Consider the following 18,033-nt stretch of genomic DNA (forward strand, 5'->3'; position numbering starts at 1 on the left):
ACGACCATGGCCACCGTCGCAGCGCGCCAGCGCACCTACGAAGTCCGCACCTACGGGTGCCAGATGAACGTGCACGACTCCGAGCGGCTGAGCGGGTCGCTGCAGGCGGCGGGCTACACGGCGGCGGACGGCGAGCAGGCCGACGTCGTCGTGATCAACACCTGTGCGGTGCGCGAGAACGCGGACAACCGTCTGTACGGCAACCTCGGACAGCTCGCCGGCATCAAGCGCGACCACCCCGGCATGCAGATCGCCGTCGGTGGGTGCCTGGCGCAGAAGGACAAGAACGTCATCCTCGAGAAGGCGCCGTGGGTGGACGTGGTCTTCGGCACGCACAACATGGGCTCGTTGCCGACGCTGCTCGAACGTGCGCGGCACAACGACGAGGCGCAGATCGAGATCCTCGAAGCGCTCGACGTGTTCCCGTCGACGCTGCCGACCAAGCGCGACTCGACCCACAGTGGGTGGGTGTCGATCTCGGTCGGGTGCAACAACACGTGCACGTTCTGCATCGTCCCGTCGCTTCGCGGCAAGGAGAAGGACCGTCGCCCGGGTGACGTCCTGGCCGAGATCCAGGCGCTCGTCGACGACGGTGCGATCGAGGTCACGCTGCTCGGGCAGAACGTGAACTCGTACGGGGTCGAGTTCGGCGACCGGCAGGCGTTCGGCAAGCTGCTGCGCGCGGCCGGCACGATCGAGGGCCTCGAGCGCATCCGTTTCACGAGCCCGCACCCGGCAGCCTTCACCGACGACGTCATCGACGCCATGACCGAGACCCCGAACGTCATGCCGCAGCTGCACATGCCGTTGCAGTCCGGGTCCGACCGGGTCCTCAAGGCCATGCGGCGGAGCTACCGGAGCGAGCGGTTCCTCGGCATCCTCGACCGGGTTCGCGCCAAGATCCCGAACGCGGCGATCTCGACCGACATCATCGTCGGGTTCCCGGGCGAGACGGAAGAGGACTTCGCGGACACCCTCCGCGTCGTCGAGCAGGCACGGTTCGCCAGCGCCTTCACGTTCCAGTACTCGATCCGCCCCGGCACCCCGGCGGCGACGATGGACGACCAGCTGCCGAAGCACGTCGTGCAGGAGCGGTACGAGCGGCTCGTCGCGCTGCAGGAACGGATCACCGCGGAAGAGAACGCCGCGCAGGTCGGCCGGAGCGTCGAGGTCCTCGTCGCGACGGGCGAGGGGCGGAAGGACGACGCCACCCGCCGGTTGTCCGGACGCGCGGAAGACTCGCGGCTCGTGCACTTCGCCGTGCCGGAGGGCTCCGCGGTCCCGCGACCCGGCGACGTCGTGACGGTCGAGATCACCCGAGCGGCCCCGCACTTCCTGATCGCCGACGACGACGCTCCACTGCGCATCCGACGCACCCGAGCGGGCGACGCCTGGGACCGCGCCGAGGCCGAGAGCTGCGGCGTGCCGACCCCGGCGGCGCCCGGCGACGGTCCGCGCCCGGTGTCGCTCGGGCTGCCCACGCTCCGTGTCGGGCGCTGACGCCCCCGTCGGGGACGGCCCCGAGCGCGACCCGGCCCAGCACCGCGGGCTCGATGCCTCCCACGCTGATCTGATCGCCGTCGTCGGGGCGACCGGAACGGGCAAGTCCGACCTCGGGATCGCGATCGCCGAACGCCTCCGCGCCGCCGGCCGGAACGCCGAGATCGTCAACGCGGACGCCATGCAGCTGTACCGGGGTATGGACATCGGCACCGCGAAGCTGTCGTTCGACGAACGGCACGGCATCCCGCACCACCAACTCGACGTGCTCGACGTCACCGACGAGGCGAGCGTCGCCGCGTACCAGGTGGCTGCCCGAGCCGACGTGGACCGGATCCAGGCGGACGGCGGCGTCGCCGTGCTCGTCGGGGGCAGCGGGCTCTACGTGTCCTCCGTCCTGTTCGACCTGGCGTTCCCCGGCACCGACCCGGGACTCCGCGCGCAGCTCGAGCGCGAGCACGACGAGCTCGGTCCGGGCATCCTGCTCGAGCGGCTCCGCGGCCTGGACCCGGCGGCCGCAGCGACGATCGATGCACGCAACCCACGGCGGTTGATCCGGGCACTCGAGATCGCGAGCCGGTCCGAGGTCGTGACCCCGAGCCTCCCGTCCGCGCCCCGCGCCTGGCGACCGTCCCGCATCCTGCACCTGCGACGGGATCGTGAGCAGCTGGTCGCGGCGCTGCACGCGCGTGCGGCGGGGATGTTCGCCGCCGGACTCGTCGACGAGGTCGCGGCTCTGCGCGAGCAGGGCATCGAGCAAGGGAAGACCGCGCGGGCCGCGATCGGGTACTCGCAGGCGCTCGACGTGCTGCGGGGGACCTCCACGATCGAGGCCGCGGTCGAGGCGACCGGGATCGCGACGCGCAAGTACGCCCGACGGCAGGTGTCCTGGTTCCGCCGCTACACCGACGCCGAGACCCTCGACGTCACCGGAGCCGACCGCGGGGACCTGTCGGAACTGGCCCGTAGGATCGTCCCGTGACCGAGCTGCACTTCACCAAGGGCCAGGGGACCGGCAACGACTTCGTCCTGTTCGCCGACCCCGACGCCACCGTCGACCTGACCCCCGAGCGGATCCGCGCGATCGCGGACCGACGCTTCGGCGTGGGCGGCGACGGCGTGATCCGTGCGGTGCGGTCCGAAGCGATCCCCGAAGGACGCGCCCTGGTGGCCGTCGAACCCGCGGCGACGTGGTTCATGGACTACCACAACGCCGACGGCACGGTCGCCGAGATGTGCGGTAACGGGATCCGGGTGTTCGCGCGGTACCTGACCGAGTCCGGCCTGGTCGAGCTCGCACCCGGCGAGACCCTGACCGTCGGCAGCCGCAAGGGCCTGGTGGACGTCCAGCGGACCACGAACGGCTTCGCTGCCGACCTCGGCCGGTGGGGGCTGGGCATCGAGGACGGCGGCTCGGACGACGTCATGGTGCGCGCCAAGAACCTCGACGGCGCCCGGCCCGGCATCGGCATCGACGTCGGCAACCCCCACGTGGTCGTCGCCGTCGCGACCGAGGACGAACTCGCCGACCTCGACCTGACCTTCCTGCCCGTGCTCGACCCGGCGCCCGAGCACGGCGCCAACGTCGAGTTCGTGCTGCCCGGCGATCCCCTGATCAACGACGGCGTCGGCGAGATCACGATGCGGGTCCACGAGCGGGGCAGTGGCGAGACGCTGTCGTGCGGCACCGGCGCGGTGGCTGCGGCCCTCGCGACGCGGTACTGGGTCGGGTCCGGTGCGCCGGACACCTGGCGCGTGCGGGTTCCCGGTGGCGTCGTGACGGTGCGGATGTTCGCGGCGGAGGACGGCGAGCACGTGTCGCTGTCCGGGCCCGCCGAGCTCGTGTTCTCCGGGGACCTGACGGTCTGACGCGGGGCGCGTGGGCCGCGGGCCGCGTGGGCCGCGTGGGCCGCGGGGCGCGCTTCGCTTCGTGAGCAGAAATGGTCGGGTGCGCTGCGGCGACTCGACCATTTCTGCTCACGAAGTGGCGCGGGCGGCGCGGCGCGGCGCGGGCGGCGCGCGGCGCCCGGCGCGGCGCGCCGCGCGCCCGCCTACGCAGTCCGGCGCACGCGGATGACGCGGAACCCCTTGTCGGTGGACGCCCGCGCGACGTGGAACCCGGCCCCGAGCGCACCGACGAGCCACTTCTGCAGCGAGTCACCCCCGAGGTCCTTCGACACCACGAGCCAGGCGTCGCCCTCGACCTCGAGCCGGGGCAGCCACGTCAGCAGGATCTCGTGGAGTTCGTCCTTGCCGACGCGGATCGGCGGATTCGACCAGATCGTCCGGAACCGCAGGTCGTCCGGGACGTCGTCGGGCAGGGCGATGGTGACGTTCGACGCACCCGCGGCCTCGGCGTTGGTCCGCGCCAGACCGAGCACCCGTTCGTTGACGTCGACGCCCCACACCGACGCATTAGGGGAGTGCAGCGCCATCGTGATCGCGATCGGGCCCCAGCCGCAGCCGACGTCGAGCAGGGCGCCGTCGTGCGCGGGCGGCGGGACGGAACCGAGCAGCACGCGGGTGCCGCGGTCGAGGCCGTCCGGGCTGAAGACCCCTGCGGCCGTGGTCAGCGTGAGCGACCGGCCGGCGAGGGTGACGTCGATCTGGCGTTCGCGGGTGTCCGATGACGGGTTCGCGGAGAAGTAGTGGTCGTTCGCCATGGATGAACCGTAGCGGGAACCCGGTGTGTCCGAGGCCCGCCGGAGGTACCCTGTGGACAGGATGACGGATACCCATCAGCAGAACGACCAGACCAACGACGACAGCGCAGACGGTGTCGTCGAACGGGTGTTGCGCAACGCCGACCGACGCGCAGCATCGTCCATCTTCGCCCCCGCCCAGGCGATCCAGACCCGCTCGGTCGACGAGCACGGGTGGGACGGCGACGGCGACCAGTACGACCGTGAGGACCGGGCGGCCCTGCGCCGCGTCGCCGGCCTCTCCACCGAGCTCGAGGACGTCACCGAGGTCGAGTACCGCCAGCTGCGGCTCGAGCAGGTCGTCCTGATCGGCGTGTACCCGCACGGTGACGCGCAGGACGCCGAGAACTCCCTGCGGGAGCTGTCCGCCCTGGCCGAGACGGCCGGCGCGGTGGTCCTCGACGGGCTCCTCCAGCGTCGACCGAACCCCGACCCGGCGACCTACCTCGGCAAGGGCAAAGCAGAAGAGCTCGCGATGGTCGTCAAGGCCACCGGCGCCGACACGGTGATCGCGGACACCGAGCTCGCCCCGTCGCAGCGCCGCGCGCTCGAGGACGTGGTGAAGGTGAAGGTCATCGACCGCACGGCCGTGATCCTCGACATCTTCAGCCAGCACGCGAAGACCCGAGAGGGCAAGGCCCAGGTCGAGCTCGCGCAACTCCAGTACCTGCTGCCCCGACTGCGCGGCTGGGGTGACTCGATGTCCCGGCAGGCCGGTGGTCAGGTCTCCGGCGGTGCGGGCATGGGTTCGCGTGGTCCCGGTGAGACGAAGATCGAGCTCGACCGTCGTCGCATCCACACCCGCATGTCGAAACTCCGCCGCCAGATCGCCGGGTTCCGCCCCGCGCGCGAGGCGAAGCGTGCCGACCGTCACCGCAACGAGGTGCCGAGCGTCGCGATCGCCGGCTACACGAACGCGGGCAAGTCCTCGCTCCTGAACCGTCTGACGAGCGCCGGCGTGCTGGTGCAGAACCAGCTGTTCGCGACGCTGGACGCCACGGTCCGCCGGACCGAGAGCACCAAGGGCAGGGAGTTCACCTTCGTGGACACGGTCGGCTTCGTCCGGAACCTGCCGCACCAGCTGGTCGAGGCGTTCCGCTCCACCCTCGAGGAGGTCGGCGAGGCCGACGTCATCGTGCACGTGGTCGACGGCTCGCACCCCGACCCCGGGGCGCAGCTCGCGACCGTGCGCGAGGTCATCGGCGACGTCGGCGCGCACGACATCCCCGAGATCGTCGTGTTCAACAAGGCCGACCTGATCGACGACGCACAGCGCCTCGTCCTGATCGGGCTCGCGTCGGACGCCGTCTTCGTGTCGGCCCGCACGGGCGAGGGTATTCCGGAGCTGCTCCGCACCATCGAGGAGCGCCTGCCGGAGCCCGACGTCGAGCTCACGGTGGTCGTGCCCTACGACCGGGGGGACCTCGTCTCCACGCTGCACGACGCGGGCGCGGTCGACTCCGTCGACTACGTCGAGGACGGCACCCGCCTACGCGTGCGCGTCTTCCAGCGGCAGGTCGCGGAGCTCGATCCGTACGTGGTCGCGCCCGTCACGTCCTGACGGCCGGTACCAGCTGACGGCCGGGAGGCCCGCCCAGCGTCCGTCGGGCGGGTTCCTTCCGGCCGCGGTTCCGTTCAACGCCGCACAACCGCAATCGGCTCGGACCACGAGATCTCGTGGTTCGAGCCGATTTCGGTTGTGCTCCGGTCAGTGCCCGACGCGGGTCAGAGGGAGCGGAGGACCGCGACGACCTTGCCGAGCACCGAGGCCGCGTCGCCGAGGATCGGCTCGAACGCGGTGTTGCGCGGGAGCAGCCACGTGTGGCCGTCGCGCTGGCGGAAGACCTTGACGGTGGCTTCTTCGTCGAGCATCGCGGCGACGATGTCACCGTTCTCGGCGGTCTGCTGCGCACGGACGACCACCCAGTCGCCGTCGCAGATCGCGGCGTCGATCATCGACTCGCCGACGACCTTGAGCATGAAGAGGTCGCCCGAGCCGACGAGCTGCCGGGGGAGCGGGACGATCTCGTCGACGTGCTGCTCCGCCGTGATCGGGACACCGGCGGCGATCCGGCCGACCAGCGGCACGAGCGTGGTGGCGTCGACATCGGGTCCGGTGACGTCCGGCGTGGGCTCGTCGACCAGGACCTCGAGGGCACGGGGACGGTTCGGGTCGCGGCGGATCCAGCCGCCGAGCTCGAGCTGGCCGAGCTGGTGGGACACGCTCGACAGCGAGGAGAGCCCGGCTGCGTCGCCGATCTCGCGCATGCTCGGCGGGTAACCCCGCGAAGCGATGGACGCACGGATGGCGTCGAGGATCGTCTGCTGCTTCGCGGTCAGCGGCTTCTGGCCCCGCAGTTCGTCCACCACGTCGTCTCGCTTTCGTCGGTGCTGAGCGGCCGTGGCGGGAATGTCGGTGGTCCCCGTTTGACTTGTCCCAGTCGATCGAAACAGTATCCGACCGGTCAACCCCGGACAAACACCTGTTCGAGCGTGTCGCAAGAAAACCCCGCAGAAATCCTCTCCCAGGACTTGTGCGTCGTCTGATTCGAAACTATGTTCGGTACACGACTTCGGTTCACCCGAACGGGAAGGCAAGAACGACATGAGCACCATCGCCATCGCTGACATCCAGCGCACCGCGGCCCCCGCCGTGCGCGTCCGCCTGCGCCTGACGCGCCGCGGCCGCATCGTCTTCACGACGCTCGCCGCGCTCCCCCTCCTCATCGTCGTCGCCTTCTTCGTCCTGAACGGCGGCCAGGCGTCCGCCGGTGACGCCGCCGCTGGTGGCACCCGGACGCAGTTCGACACGGTCACGATCCAGCCGGGCGAGACGCTCTGGCAGCTGGCCGAGGACACCGCGCCGAACGCCGACCCGCGCGACTTCGTGCAGGACGTCATCAGCCTCAACGCCCTCGACGGCTCCGGGCTGCAGGCCGGCGAGCAGATCGCCATCCCGACGAAGTACACCTCCGGCCAGTAGCAGCCGGACGTGGTCGTGGGCAGTCCCGTCCGGACGGCTGGTCGTCCAGTGGCCACAGCGGCCTACGATGGATCGGTGGCATTCACGCTGGAAGACCTCCCGATCCGAGACGACCTCCGCGGTCAGAGTCCCTACGGCGCTCCGCAGAAGCACGTCCGCGTCCAGCTGAACGTCAACGAGAACACGCATCCCGTGCCGGACGACGTGGCGGACGACATCGTCGCCTCGATCCGTCAGGCGCTCGCGACGGTGAACCGCTACCCGGACCGCGAGTTCACGGAGCTCCGCGAGTCGCTCGCCGGGTACCTCGGCCACGGCCTGTCGGCAGAACAGCTGTGGGCGGCGAACGGCTCGAACGAGGTCCTCCAGCAGCTGTTGCAGGCCTTCGGTGGCCCGGGGCGTTCCGTCCTCGGGTTCCCGCCCACCTACTCGATGCACTCGATCCTGGCGTCCGGCACCGGCACGACCTGGATCCCGGCGGAGCGCGACGACGAGTTCCGCATCTCACCCGAGACCGTCGTGGCGGCGATCGAGCAGCACCGTCCGGACATCGTGTTCCTGTGCGGGCCGAACAACCCCACGGGCACACCGCTGCCGATCGAGACGATCGAGGCCGCGTACGCCGCGACCGACGGCATCGTGATGGTGGACGAGGCCTACGCCGAGTTCATGCCGGCCGACGTGCCGAGTGCCCTCACGCTGCTGCCCGGGCGGGAGCGGCTCGTGGTCTCCCGGACCATGAGCAAGGCGTTCGCGTTCGCCGGTGCACGGGTCGGCTACATGGCGGCACACCCCGCCGTGATCGACGCCGTCCGCCTCGTCCGGCTGCCGTACCACCTGTCTGTCCTGACGCAGGCGGCCGCCATCGCCGCACTACGCCACGCGCCCGAGATGCTCGCGATGGTCGACGACATCAAGCAGCAGCGCGACCGGATGGTGACCGAGCTGCAGGCCATGGGCTACCGGACGTACGAGACGTGGTCGAACTTCGTCCTGTTCGGCGGGGTCGCCGACCCGCACGCCGCGTTCGAGTCGCTGCTCGAGCGGGACGTCATCGTGCGCGACCTCGGCATCCCGAACCACCTGCGGGTGAGTGCCGGCACCGAAGAGGAGACCACCGCGTTCCTCGACGCCATGCGGCAGGTCGCCGCCGAGCAGCCGCCGGTTAGGGTTGGGGCATGACCGCCCGTACCGCCTCGATCAGCCGCAGCACGAGCGAATCGAGTGTCGAACTCGAGCTCGACCTCGACGGCACCGGCTCGTCCGACATCTCGACGAGCGTGCCGTTCTTCGACCACATGCTGACCGCGTTCAGCAAGCACTCGCTCATCGACCTGCGCGTGCGCTCGACCGGTGACACCGACATCGACGTGCACCACACGGTCGAGGACACCGGCATCGTGCTCGGGCAGGCGCTCAAGCAGGCCCTCGGCGACCGGTCCGGCATCGGCCGGTACGGCGACGCCCTCGTGCCCCTCGACGAAGCGCTGGCCCAGGCGGTCGTCGACGTCTCCGGGCGTCCGTTCCTCGTGCACTCGGGTGAGCCCGAAGGGTTCGAGTTCCACCGCATCGGCGGCCACTTCACCGGGTCGATGATCCGCCACGTGTTCGAGGCGATCACGTTCAACGCGGGCATCACCGTGCACGTCCGGGTGCTCGGTGGCCGCGACCCGCACCACATCGCGGAAGCCGAGTTCAAGGCGTTCGCGCGTGCGATGCGCAAGGCGGTCGAGCTCGACCCGCGCGTCGACGGCATCCCCTCCACCAAGGGCGCACTGTGACCGCGAAGCCGAACGTCGTCGTCCTCGACTACGGGTCGGGCAACGTCCACTCGGCCGCCAAGGCTCTCGAGCGGGCCGGAGCCGAGGTCACGCTGACCTCCGACAAGCAGGCGGCGCTCCGTGCCGACGGCCTGCTCGTGCCCGGGGTCGGGGCGTTCGCCGCGGTCATCGACCAGCTCGAGGGCGTCCAGGGCGGCGAGATCGTCGACCACCGTCTGGCCGGTGGCCGTCCGGTGCTCGGCATCTGCGTCGGCATGCAGGTGCTGTTCTCACGCGGCATCGAACGCGGAGCCGACGTCGAGGGCCTGGGACAGTGGCCCGGCACCGTCGAGCAGCTCCAGGCCGAGGTCCTGCCGCACATGGGCTGGAACACCGTCCAGGCACCGGAGAACTCCGTGCTGTTCGACGGGCTGCACGACGAGCGGTTCTACTTCGTGCACTCGTACGGCGTGACCGACTTCCCGCTCGACGCCTACGGGCCGTTCCGCGCTCCCGGCCTGACGTGGGCCGAGCACGGGCAGCGGTTCATCGCCGCGGTCGAGAACGGGCCGCTCACCGCGACCCAGTTCCACCCCGAGAAGTCCGGCGAGCCGGGCATCCGCCTGCTGACCAACTGGGTGCGCTCGCTCTGAACCCGGCCCGCGACGGGCGCGACGGCGCCGCCGGACGCGCCACGGGCCTCCAGGCCGAACCCCGCACCTTCACCACCGCACCTTCACCACCGTGACGAAACCGACAGGACCATGACCGACCTCACCGACACCTCGCCCCTCGTCCTGCTGCCTGCCGTCGACGTGGTCGACGGCCAGGCCGTCCGGCTGACCCAGGGCGAGGCGGGGAGCGAGACCGGCTACGGCGACCCCGTCGCCGCCGCGCGCACCTGGCGTGACCAGGGCGCGGAGTGGATCCACCTGGTGGACCTCGACGCAGCGTTCGGTCGGGGCGACAACCGCAAGGTCATCGCGCACGCGATCCGCGAGGTCGACGGGGTCTCGGTCGAGCTGTCGGGCGGCATCCGCGACGACGCCTCGCTCGAAGCCGCGCTGGCCACCGGCGCTGCCCGGGTCAACCTCGGCACGGCGGCGCTCGAGAACCCGGACTGGGCCGCTCGGGTGATCGGCGAGTACGGCGAGCAGATCGCCGTCGGGCTCGACGTGCGTGGCACGACCCTCGCCAGCCGTGGCTGGACCGAGGACGCCGGCGACCTGTGGGAGGTCCTCGACCGGCTCGAGGCCGCGGGGTGCGCCCGGTACGTCGTCACCGACGTCACGAAGGACGGCACGCTGCAGGGCCCGAACGTCGAGCTGCTGCGCCAGGTGTGCGACCGGACCGACCAGCCCGTCGTGGCCTCTGGTGGGATCTCGACGCTCGACGACCTGCGGGCACTGCGGGAGCTCGTGCCGTTCGGGCTCGAGGGCGCGATCATCGGCAAGGCGCTGTACTCCGGGGCGTTCACGCTGCCGGCCGCACTCGACATCGCCTCGGAGTAGCGGCGTGGCGGGGATCTCGAACGGGCGCGGAACCGGCCCCGAAGCGGCAACCGGTCCCGACGACGCGCACACCCCGGGTGGCGCGGCGGACTCGGCCGGGTTCACGTGGGAAGGCCGCACGTTCGACCACCACGACACCGCGTTCGCCGACGACGACGGGCTGGCCGACCCGGCGCTGACCGCGGCGATCGCGGGCGTGGCCGCCGGTGCATCGCAGGCGGCAGTCGTTCATGCACTGCGCACCGCCCGGCTGCTCATCCCGCTCATCGCCGAGGCCGGCGACCTCGGCGAGACCGACGCCGGCAAGCTCGTGGACAAGACCCAGGAGCTCTCGATCGTGACGGTCGCCGGCCCGGACGGGCGGAGCGTGATGCCAGCGTTCACCTCGGTCGACGCGATGCACGCCTGGGACGCCGATGCCCGGCCCGTGCCCGTCGAGTCACGCCGGGTGGCGATGGCCGCGGCGAGCGAGGAGACGCAGCTCGTCGTGCTCGACCCGAAGTCGGCGACCGAGTTCGTGCTGCGCCGTCCTGCGGTGTGGGCGCTCGGCCAGGATCTGCCGTGGACTCCGTGCTTCGAGGACCCCGAGGTCGCTCAGGCGTTCGCCGACTCGGTCGTGGGGGAGCGCAGCGTCGCCCGTGTCGAACTGACCCCCGGTGACCCGGTCGGACGCTTCGCCGGCCCGGAGCTGACCGTCGGACTGGCGTTGCACCCCGGGCTCGACCGCGAGCAGGTCGGCGAGCTCGTCGGACGCCTGCAGCAGCGGTGGTCGACGGACGCCGTCATCGCCGAACGCGTCGACAGCATGCGCGTGGCCCTGCGGGCAGCCTGAGCGGCGACCGCGTCGGCCACGCACCCGGCCACGAGCAACGCCGACCCGGCCACGAGCAACGCAGACCCGGCCGCGCGCGGCGGTGCGGCCCCGGGCCGGCCGACGTCGCCGGTACGATGGCCGGGTGAGCACGAACCCGACGACCAACCCCACCGGCGCGACCTCCATCGGTCCGACGGGTCGTCCTGTCCGGGAGTTCCCCGTGCCCGAGGAACTCGACAGCACCGGCCCCGCGCGCATCATCGCCCTCTGCAACCAGAAGGGCGGCGTCGGCAAGACCACCACGGCGATCAACCTCGGTGCAGCCCTGGCGGAGTACGGCCGCAAGGTCTTGGCCGTCGACTTCGACCCGCAGGGTGCGCTCTCCGCGGGCCTCGGTGTCCGCACGCACGACATCCACACCGTCTACGACCTGCTGATGGGCGCCGTGAAGGACCCGATCCAGGTCATCCAACCGACGAACACTCCGGGGCTCGACGTGATCCCGGCGAACATCGACCTGTCCGCGGCCGAGGTGCACCTGGTCAACGAGGTCGCCCGCGAGCAGATCCTGGCGAGCGTGCTGCGCAAGGTCGCGAACGACTACGACGTGATCCTGGTCGACTGCCAGCCGTCGCTCGGCCTGCTCACCGTCAACGCCCTGACCGCGGCGCACGGCGTGCTGATCCCGCTCGAGTGCGAGTTCTTCGCCCTGCGCGGTGTCGCCCTGCTCATCGAGACGATCGACAAGGTGCGCGACCGCCTCAACCCGGCGCTGACGCTCGACGGCATCCTGCCCACCATGTACGACTCGCGCACCCTGCACTCGCGCGAGGTCATGGAGCGCGTCGTCGACACCTTCGACGACCGGGTCCTCGACACCGTCATCGGGCGCACCGTGAAGTTCCCGGACGCCACGGTCTCCGCTCGACCGATCACCCAGACGGCGCCGGACCACGCCGCCGCCCACGCCTACCGGCAGCTCGCACGAGAGCTCGTCCAGCGTGGCGCCGTCGCCTGAGTCGGGGTTCCGGGTCCGACTCACCAACTTCGACGGCCCGTTCGACCTCCTGCTGTCGCTCATCACGAAGCACGAGCTCGACATCACCGAGGTCTCGCTCGGCGCGGTCACTGGCGAGTTCATCCAGTACGTGCGTCAGGCCGAGTCGGCGGACGAACTCGACGAGGCGAGCGAGTTCCTCGTCGTCGCCGCCACCCTGCTCGACCTGAAGATCGTCGGGCTGCTGCCGCAGGGTGAGCTCGTCGACGCCGAGGACGTCGCCCTGCTCGAGGCCCGCGACCTGCTGTTCGCACGGCTGCTGCAGTACCGGGCGTTCAAGCAGGCCGCCGACTGGTTCGGCGAACGCTGGGGTGTGGAGTCGCGTCGGCACGTCCGGAGCGTCCGGCTCGAGGAACGGTTCCGCGCCCGCACGCCCGAGCTCGTGTGGACGCTCTCGGTGCAGGACTTCGCCGCACTGGCAGCGCTGGCGTTCGCCCCGCGGGAGATCCCGACGGTCGGACTCGACCACCTGCACGCGCCGCTCATCAGCATCCGCGAACAGGCCGCGATCGTCGTCTCGATCCTGCGGACACGCGACGGCGAGGGGGTCTCGTTCCGCGAACTGGTCGCGGGCGTCGACCAGACGGGTATCGTGGTGGCTCGCTTCCTCGCGATCCTGGAGCTGTACCGGAACGCATCGATCTCGTTCGAACAACTCGAGCCGCTCGGGGAACTCACGCTCCGATGGACCGCCGAGGACTGGTCCGACGAGAGCCTCGCCAACCTGGGAGCCGACTATGACGGATGACGTGCACGACACGTCCAGCGCCGAACCCGGCGGCGCCGACGAGATGGCCGACGCCCGCGCGATCGAGCACGAGATCCACGCGCGCGCCGAGCACGACCACGACCACGAGCACGAGCACGAGCACGACCGCGCCCCGCAGGCGCACCCGGCGATCCCGATCGACCGCCAGCTCGAGGCGATCCTGATGATCGCGGACGAGCCCCAGTCGCTCGTCGCGCTCGGCGCCGCCGTGAACGCCCCCGTCCCCGCCGTCCGCCAAGCCGTCGAACGCCTCGTCGCGGACTTCGACGGCGTCGACGGCACCACCCGCCGCGGGTTCGAACTCCGCGAGGTCGGCGGCGGCTGGCGCTTCTACGTCCGCCAGGACCTGGACGCCGTCGTCGAGCAGTTCGTCGAGGCCGAGCGCCCCTCGCGCCTGTCGCAGGCCGCGCTCGAGACCCTCGCGGTCGTCGCCTACAAGCAACCGATCACGCGATCCCAGATCGCGTCGATCCGCGCCGTCAACGTCGACGGCGTCGTCCGAACGCTGGTCGCGCGCGGTCTCATCGAGGAGTCGTTCACCGACTCCGAGACCGGCGCCATCAACTACGTCACGTCCGATCTGCTCCTGCAGCAGCTCGGCATCAACTCGCTCGACGAGCTGCCGCTCATCTCGCCCCTCCTGGACGACGGTGCGGACGGCTTCGGGCAGAACGAAGGGATCCCCGATGGCCGGGTTTGACGACCGGGGGCGCGGCGCGCCCCGAGACCGAGACGACCGCAACGGACGCTCAGGAGGCCCGGATCGCCCCGGGCGTTCGGCTCCCGGCCGCGGCGGGGCCGGCTCCAGTGCCGGTGGCCGCTCTGGCGGGTACGGTCGCGACGACCGCGGGGGCGCACGTCCGCCGCGTGACGACGACCGTCGTGGCGGCTACCAGTCGCGCGACGACCGCGGTGGCGACCGTGGTGGGTACCGGGGTCGCGATGACCGTAGTTCCGCGCCGCGTGATGACCGTGGTGGCTACCGGGGTCGTGACGACCGCAGCTCGGCTCCGCGTGACGACCGTGGCGGGTACCGGGGCAACTCGGCTCCGCGTGATGACCGTGGTGGGTACCGCGGCCGTGACGACCGTGCCGGCGGCGGCAACCGTGGCGGGTACCGCGGGAACTCCGCGCCGCGCGATGACCGTGGTGGCTACCGCGGGCGCGATGACCGCAGCTCGGCTCCGCGCGATGACCGCGGTGGCTACCGCGGGAACTCCGCGCCGCGTGACGATCGCGGTGGCTACCGGGGTCGCGACGACCGCAGCTCGGCCCCGCGTGACGACCGTGGTGGCTACCGGGGCAACTCGGCGCCGCGCGACGACCGCGGTGGGTACCGGGGTCGCGACGACCGCAGTTCGGCTCCGCGTGATGACCGCGGTGGGTACCGGGGTCGCGATGACCGCAGCTCGGCTCCGCGTGATGACCGTGGTGGGTACCGGGGTCGCGATGACCGCAGCTCGGCACCCCGCGACAACCGTGACGACCGTGGTGGGTACCGGGGTCGCGATGACCGCAGCTCGGCCCCCCGCGACAACCGTGACGACCGTGGCGGGTACCGGGGTCGCGATGACCGCACCTCGGCACCCCGCGACAACCGTGACGACCGTGGTGGCTACCGTGGCCGCGACGACCGCAGCGCCGCGCCGCGTGACGACCGTGGTGGGTACCGCGGTCGTGACGACCGCAGCTCGGCACCCCGCGACAACCGCGACAGCCGCGAGGACCGCCGCGGCCCCGACGGCCAGCAGAGCCGCGTGTGGCACAACGGCCGCCGGTACGTCGGCGGTACCACGAGCGTCCGCAACAGCGACCGCCCCGGCAAGGGCGGCAACAGCGCCGGCAACCGCACCACGCCGAAGCCGAGCGGTGAGCGCGACAGCCACGGTGCTCCGGTGGAGGGCACGCCCGAACGCCCGATCATCGAAGACTGGGACGCGGCGGACGGGACGACGTCTGCCGGGGCCGAGCCGGGCCTCCAGGCAGAGGGGGAGCGCCTGCAGAAGGTGATCGCCGCTGCGGGCGTGGCATCTCGTCGCGTCGCGGAGAACCTGATCGTCGAGGGCCGCGTGACGGTCAACGGGCAGGTGGTGGACGCCCTCGGGCGTCGTGTCGACCCCGCGACGGACGCGATCTCGGTCGACGGCGTGCCGGTGCAGATCGACTCCTCGCGGCGGTACATCGTGCTGAACAAGCCGACCGGTGTCGTCTCGAGCCTGCAGGACGAGCGCGGTCGCCGCGACCTGACCGAGTTCGTGGACCGCTACGAGGAGCGGCTGTTCAACGTCGGTCGCCTGGACACCGAGACCTCCGGGCTGCTCGTCCTGACGAACGACGGCGACCTGGCACACGTGCTCGCGCACCCGTCGTTCGGCGTGCAGAAGACCTACATCGCGAAGGTGCACGGCAACGTGAACCCGGCCGTGGTGCAGCGTCTGACCGAGGGCGTCGAGCTCGAGGACGGTCCGATCAAGGCTGACAAGGTGCGGTTGCTCGAGTCCTCGCGGGGTGAGTCGCTCGTCGAGATCACGCTGCACTCCGGCCGCAATCGGATCGTCCGTCGCATGCTCGAGGCCGTCGACCACCCGGTCCTCGAACTCGTCCGCCGGTCGTTCGGGCCGCTGCACCTCGGCAGCCTGCCGCCGGGCAAGATGCGCGAGCTGGGCACGGTCGAGGTCGGGAAGCTGCTCGGCACCGTCCGCGACGCGAAGCCCTCCGCTCGTGACGACCGCGACGTCGCCCTCGACCAGGGCGACGACGACGAGTGGGACGACGAGACCGCGGACTGACCGCGGACTGACCGCGACCGGTCTGCGACCGGCCATCTGGCCCTGACCGACGCCCGCGTGTCGGTCGGCCCCCGGGCGTCGACCGATGCCCGGGTGTCGGTCGGTAGGCTTGCCCGGTGACCGACCTGACCCCACCCGACATCGACCGCCGCGTGCGCGGCCCGGTGCGGGTCGTCGGCACCGGGCTCCTCGGCACCTCGATCGGTCTGGCGCTGCGCGAGAAGGGGGTCGACGTCGTCCTCGAGGACGTCTCACCCGGCGCGTTGGCGCTCGCCGTCGACTACGGGGCCGGCCGGCGGCCCGAACCCGGCGACCAGCCGGAACTCGTGGTGGTGGCGGTCCCGCCGGACGTCGTGGCGACCGTCGTCGCCCGCGAACTGTCCGCGTACCCGGACGCCATCGTGACCGACGTCGCGAGCGTCAAGGCCGGACCGTTGGCCGAGCTCGTGGCAGCCGGCGCCGAGGTCACCCGGTACATCGGGTCGCACCCGATGGCCGGTCGTGAACGCAGTGGACCGAGCGCCGCCCGCGCCGACCTGTTCGTCGGCAGCCCCTGGGTGATCGCCGGACACGACGCCATCAGCTACCAGCGCGCCGCCGTGGTCGAAGACCTCGCGCTCGACGTCGGTGCGACCGTCGTGCCGATGGACCCGGCGTCGCACGACCTGGCCGTGGCCTACGTCTCGCACGTGCCGCAGCTCGTGTCGACGTTGATGGCCTCGCGGCTGCGTGACGCCCCGGACGGGTCCCTCGGCCTGGCGGGCGGTGGTGTCCGCGACGTCACCCGTGTCGCCGCGAGCGACCCCGGCCTGTGGGTGCAGATCATCGGCGCGAACGCGGCCAACGTGCGGCGGGTGCTGTCCGACCTGCGCGACGAGCTGAGCGGCGTGATCGGGGCACTCGACGACCCCGCCGCCGCCGGGGCTCCGCGGACCCTGGCCGAGACGATCGCCGCCGGCAACCGCGGTGTCGAACGGCTGCCCGGCAAGCACGGCACCACCAAGCGCTTCGCCCAGGTGGTCGTCCTCGTCGACGACACCCCCGGGCAGATCGCCGCGCTCCTGACGTTCATCGGGGAGATCGGCATCAACCTCGAGGACATGCGCCTCGAGCACTCACCGGGCGCGCAGATCGGCATCGTCGAGGTGTCGGTCCTGCCCGAGCAGGAACAGCGACTCGTCGAGGAACTCGAGGGTCGCGGATGGAGGATCGCAGCAGCATGGGCCTGAACGACACGAACGCAGCGACGAACGACTCCGGTGTTACCGCCGACTCCGGCGTGACCGGCGGGCCGGACGGTCCGGACTCCGGTCTGCCGACCCCGACCCCCGGTGACGGCGCCCGCGGTGGCGCGGACGGCGGCCCGCTCGGCGGTCCGGCCGGCGGCCTCGGCGAGCCCGGCGGCGAGCCCGGTTCGACCAGCGCACCGGTGCCGGCCGGTCTCACCGACGGTGCCTACGTCGCGAAGATCGTCATCGCGGTCGACGGCCCCGCGGGCAGCGGCAAGTCGAGCGTCTCCCGCGCGGCCGCCCGTGCCCTCGGCTACGGCTACCAGGACACCGGCGCCGCCTACCGCGCCCTCGCCTGGCACGCCCTGCAGCAGCGGGTCGACCTCGACGACGCGGCGGCGATCCTGGCGAGCTGGGACACCTTCGACTACGCCATCGGCACCGACCCCGACGACTACTACGTGCGCGTGGGGGAGACCGACGTCACCGACGCGATCCGCACCCCGGACGTGACGGGCGCGGTGGCCCACATCGCGAAGCTCCCCGACGTCCGACACCGCCTCGTGCAGCTGTTCCGGAACGTCATGCGGAAGACCGACGCACCGGGCATCATCACCGAGGGTCGGGACATCACCACGGTGGTCGCACCCGACGCCGAGGTCCGGATCCTGCTGACGGCCGACGAGTCCGTTAGAATGGCCCGGCGCTCGGCGGAGGTCACGACCCAGTCGGCCGCAGAGACCTCCGCCGCACTCGCTCGTCGAGACGCGGCGGACGCGAAGGTCGTCGACTTCATGAACGCCGCAGACGGCGTCACGACGCTCGACTCCACCGACCTCGACTTCGACCAGACCGTGCAGGCGGTCGTCGACCTGGCCCGCGCGGCCACGCACTGACGCACGACCGGACGGCCTCGGCC

Annotated in this window: 18 protein-coding genes; 16 read left to right on the forward strand and 2 right to left on the reverse strand. The window is 71.5% G+C overall.

Annotated features, from left to right (window positions below):
* The first annotated feature begins 6 nt into the window (after positions 1-6).
* Genes miaB through dapF form a run of 3 tightly spaced genes read left to right on the forward strand, consistent with a single transcriptional unit; the run spans position 7 to position 3,369 of the window.
* Positions 7-1,500 carry a tRNA (N6-isopentenyl adenosine(37)-C2)-methylthiotransferase MiaB gene (miaB, locus tag HQQ88_RS12710; protein ID WP_173169611.1) on the forward strand — a complete coding sequence of 498 codons (1,494 nt, stop codon included), beginning with the start codon at positions 7-9 and terminating at the stop codon, positions 1,498-1,500.
* On the forward strand, positions 1,487-2,482 hold the full coding sequence (gene miaA / locus HQQ88_RS12715) for a tRNA (adenosine(37)-N6)-dimethylallyltransferase MiaA (RefSeq protein ID WP_367917016.1): 996 nt from the start codon (positions 1,487-1,489) through the stop codon (positions 2,480-2,482). The genes miaB and miaA overlap by 14 nt, the downstream gene beginning before the upstream one ends.
* Complete coding sequence (gene dapF, locus HQQ88_RS12720; RefSeq protein ID WP_173169612.1) at positions 2,479-3,369, forward strand: diaminopimelate epimerase; 891 nt, start codon at positions 2,479-2,481, stop codon at positions 3,367-3,369. Before miaA ends, dapF begins: the two co-directional genes overlap by 4 nt.
* Positions 3,370-3,551: 182 nt before the next feature.
* On the opposite strand, the gene HQQ88_RS12725 is transcribed toward dapF, so the two are convergent.
* On the reverse strand, positions 3,552-4,163 hold the full coding sequence (locus HQQ88_RS12725; RefSeq protein WP_173169613.1) for a methyltransferase: 612 nt from the start codon (positions 4,161-4,163) through the stop codon (positions 3,552-3,554).
* Between the two features lie 61 nt (positions 4,164-4,224).
* Between HQQ88_RS12725 and hflX the strand changes: the two genes are divergently transcribed.
* A complete protein-coding gene (gene hflX / locus HQQ88_RS12730) occupies positions 4,225-5,763 on the forward strand; it encodes a GTPase HflX (RefSeq protein WP_111084601.1) in 1,539 nt (512 codons plus the stop codon).
* A 164-nt stretch (positions 5,764-5,927) separates the two neighbouring features.
* On the opposite strand, the gene lexA is transcribed toward hflX, so the two are convergent.
* Entirely contained in the window at positions 5,928-6,572 is a 645-nt protein-coding gene (gene lexA, locus HQQ88_RS12735; RefSeq protein WP_123293903.1) for a transcriptional repressor LexA, read from the reverse strand.
* Between the two features lie 235 nt (positions 6,573-6,807).
* Between lexA and HQQ88_RS12740 the strand changes: the two genes are divergently transcribed.
* The 12 genes from HQQ88_RS12740 to cmk all read left to right on the forward strand — a co-directional run bounded on the left by HQQ88_RS12740 (position 6,808) and on the right by cmk (position 18,010).
* Positions 6,808-7,185, forward strand: coding sequence for a LysM peptidoglycan-binding domain-containing protein (locus tag HQQ88_RS12740; protein ID WP_173169614.1), 378 nt, complete (start codon positions 6,808-6,810; stop codon positions 7,183-7,185).
* Positions 7,186-7,260: 75 nt separating this feature from the next.
* Entirely contained in the window at positions 7,261-8,367 is a 1,107-nt protein-coding gene (locus tag HQQ88_RS12745) for a histidinol-phosphate transaminase (RefSeq protein WP_173169615.1), read from the forward strand.
* Positions 8,364-8,966: an imidazoleglycerol-phosphate dehydratase HisB gene (gene hisB / locus HQQ88_RS12750; RefSeq protein WP_111084605.1), complete on the forward strand. Its 603-nt coding sequence runs from the start codon at positions 8,364-8,366 to the stop codon at positions 8,964-8,966. The genes HQQ88_RS12745 and hisB overlap by 4 nt, the downstream gene beginning before the upstream one ends.
* On the forward strand, positions 8,963-9,598 hold the full coding sequence (hisH, locus tag HQQ88_RS12755; protein WP_123341022.1) for an imidazole glycerol phosphate synthase subunit HisH: 636 nt from the start codon (positions 8,963-8,965) through the stop codon (positions 9,596-9,598). Before hisB ends, hisH begins: the two co-directional genes overlap by 4 nt.
* Positions 9,599-9,709: 111 nt before the next feature.
* Positions 9,710-10,456, forward strand: coding sequence for a bifunctional 1-(5-phosphoribosyl)-5-((5-phosphoribosylamino)methylideneamino)imidazole-4-carboxamide isomerase/phosphoribosylanthranilate isomerase PriA (gene priA, locus HQQ88_RS12760; protein WP_111084607.1), 747 nt, complete (start codon positions 9,710-9,712; stop codon positions 10,454-10,456).
* 4 nt (positions 10,457-10,460) lie between these two features.
* Positions 10,461-11,288, forward strand: a complete 828-nt coding sequence (locus tag HQQ88_RS12765; RefSeq protein WP_173169616.1) for an SseB family protein — start codon at positions 10,461-10,463, stop codon at positions 11,286-11,288.
* Between the two features lie 124 nt (positions 11,289-11,412).
* On the forward strand, positions 11,413-12,288 hold the full coding sequence (locus HQQ88_RS12770; RefSeq protein WP_111084609.1) for a ParA family protein: 876 nt from the start codon (positions 11,413-11,415) through the stop codon (positions 12,286-12,288).
* The gene (locus HQQ88_RS12775) at positions 12,272-13,075 is read left to right on the forward strand and encodes a ScpA family protein (protein ID WP_111084610.1); all 804 of its coding nucleotides are present in this window, start codon (positions 12,272-12,274) and stop codon (positions 13,073-13,075) included. Before HQQ88_RS12770 ends, HQQ88_RS12775 begins: the two co-directional genes overlap by 17 nt.
* The gene (gene scpB / locus HQQ88_RS12780; RefSeq protein ID WP_216834661.1) at positions 13,065-13,796 is read left to right on the forward strand and encodes an SMC-Scp complex subunit ScpB; all 732 of its coding nucleotides are present in this window, start codon (positions 13,065-13,067) and stop codon (positions 13,794-13,796) included. Before HQQ88_RS12775 ends, scpB begins: the two co-directional genes overlap by 11 nt.
* A 1,297-nt stretch (positions 13,797-15,093) precedes the next feature.
* Entirely contained in the window at positions 15,094-15,885 is a 792-nt protein-coding gene (locus tag HQQ88_RS19585; RefSeq protein ID WP_240347709.1) for a pseudouridine synthase, read from the forward strand.
* A gap of 116 nt (positions 15,886-16,001) precedes the next feature.
* Positions 16,002-17,114, forward strand: coding sequence for a prephenate dehydrogenase (locus tag HQQ88_RS12790; RefSeq protein WP_173169618.1), 1,113 nt, complete (start codon positions 16,002-16,004; stop codon positions 17,112-17,114).
* Between the two features lie 239 nt (positions 17,115-17,353).
* Positions 17,354-18,010 carry a (d)CMP kinase gene (gene cmk, locus HQQ88_RS12795; RefSeq protein WP_111084641.1) on the forward strand — a complete coding sequence of 219 codons (657 nt, stop codon included), beginning with the start codon at positions 17,354-17,356 and terminating at the stop codon, positions 18,008-18,010.
* The last annotated feature ends 23 nt before the right edge of the window (positions 18,011-18,033 follow it).

The sequence above is a fragment of the Curtobacterium sp. VKM Ac-2861 genome (assembly GCF_013204965.1).
GTDB lineage: Bacteria > Actinomycetota > Actinomycetes > Actinomycetales > Microbacteriaceae > Curtobacterium.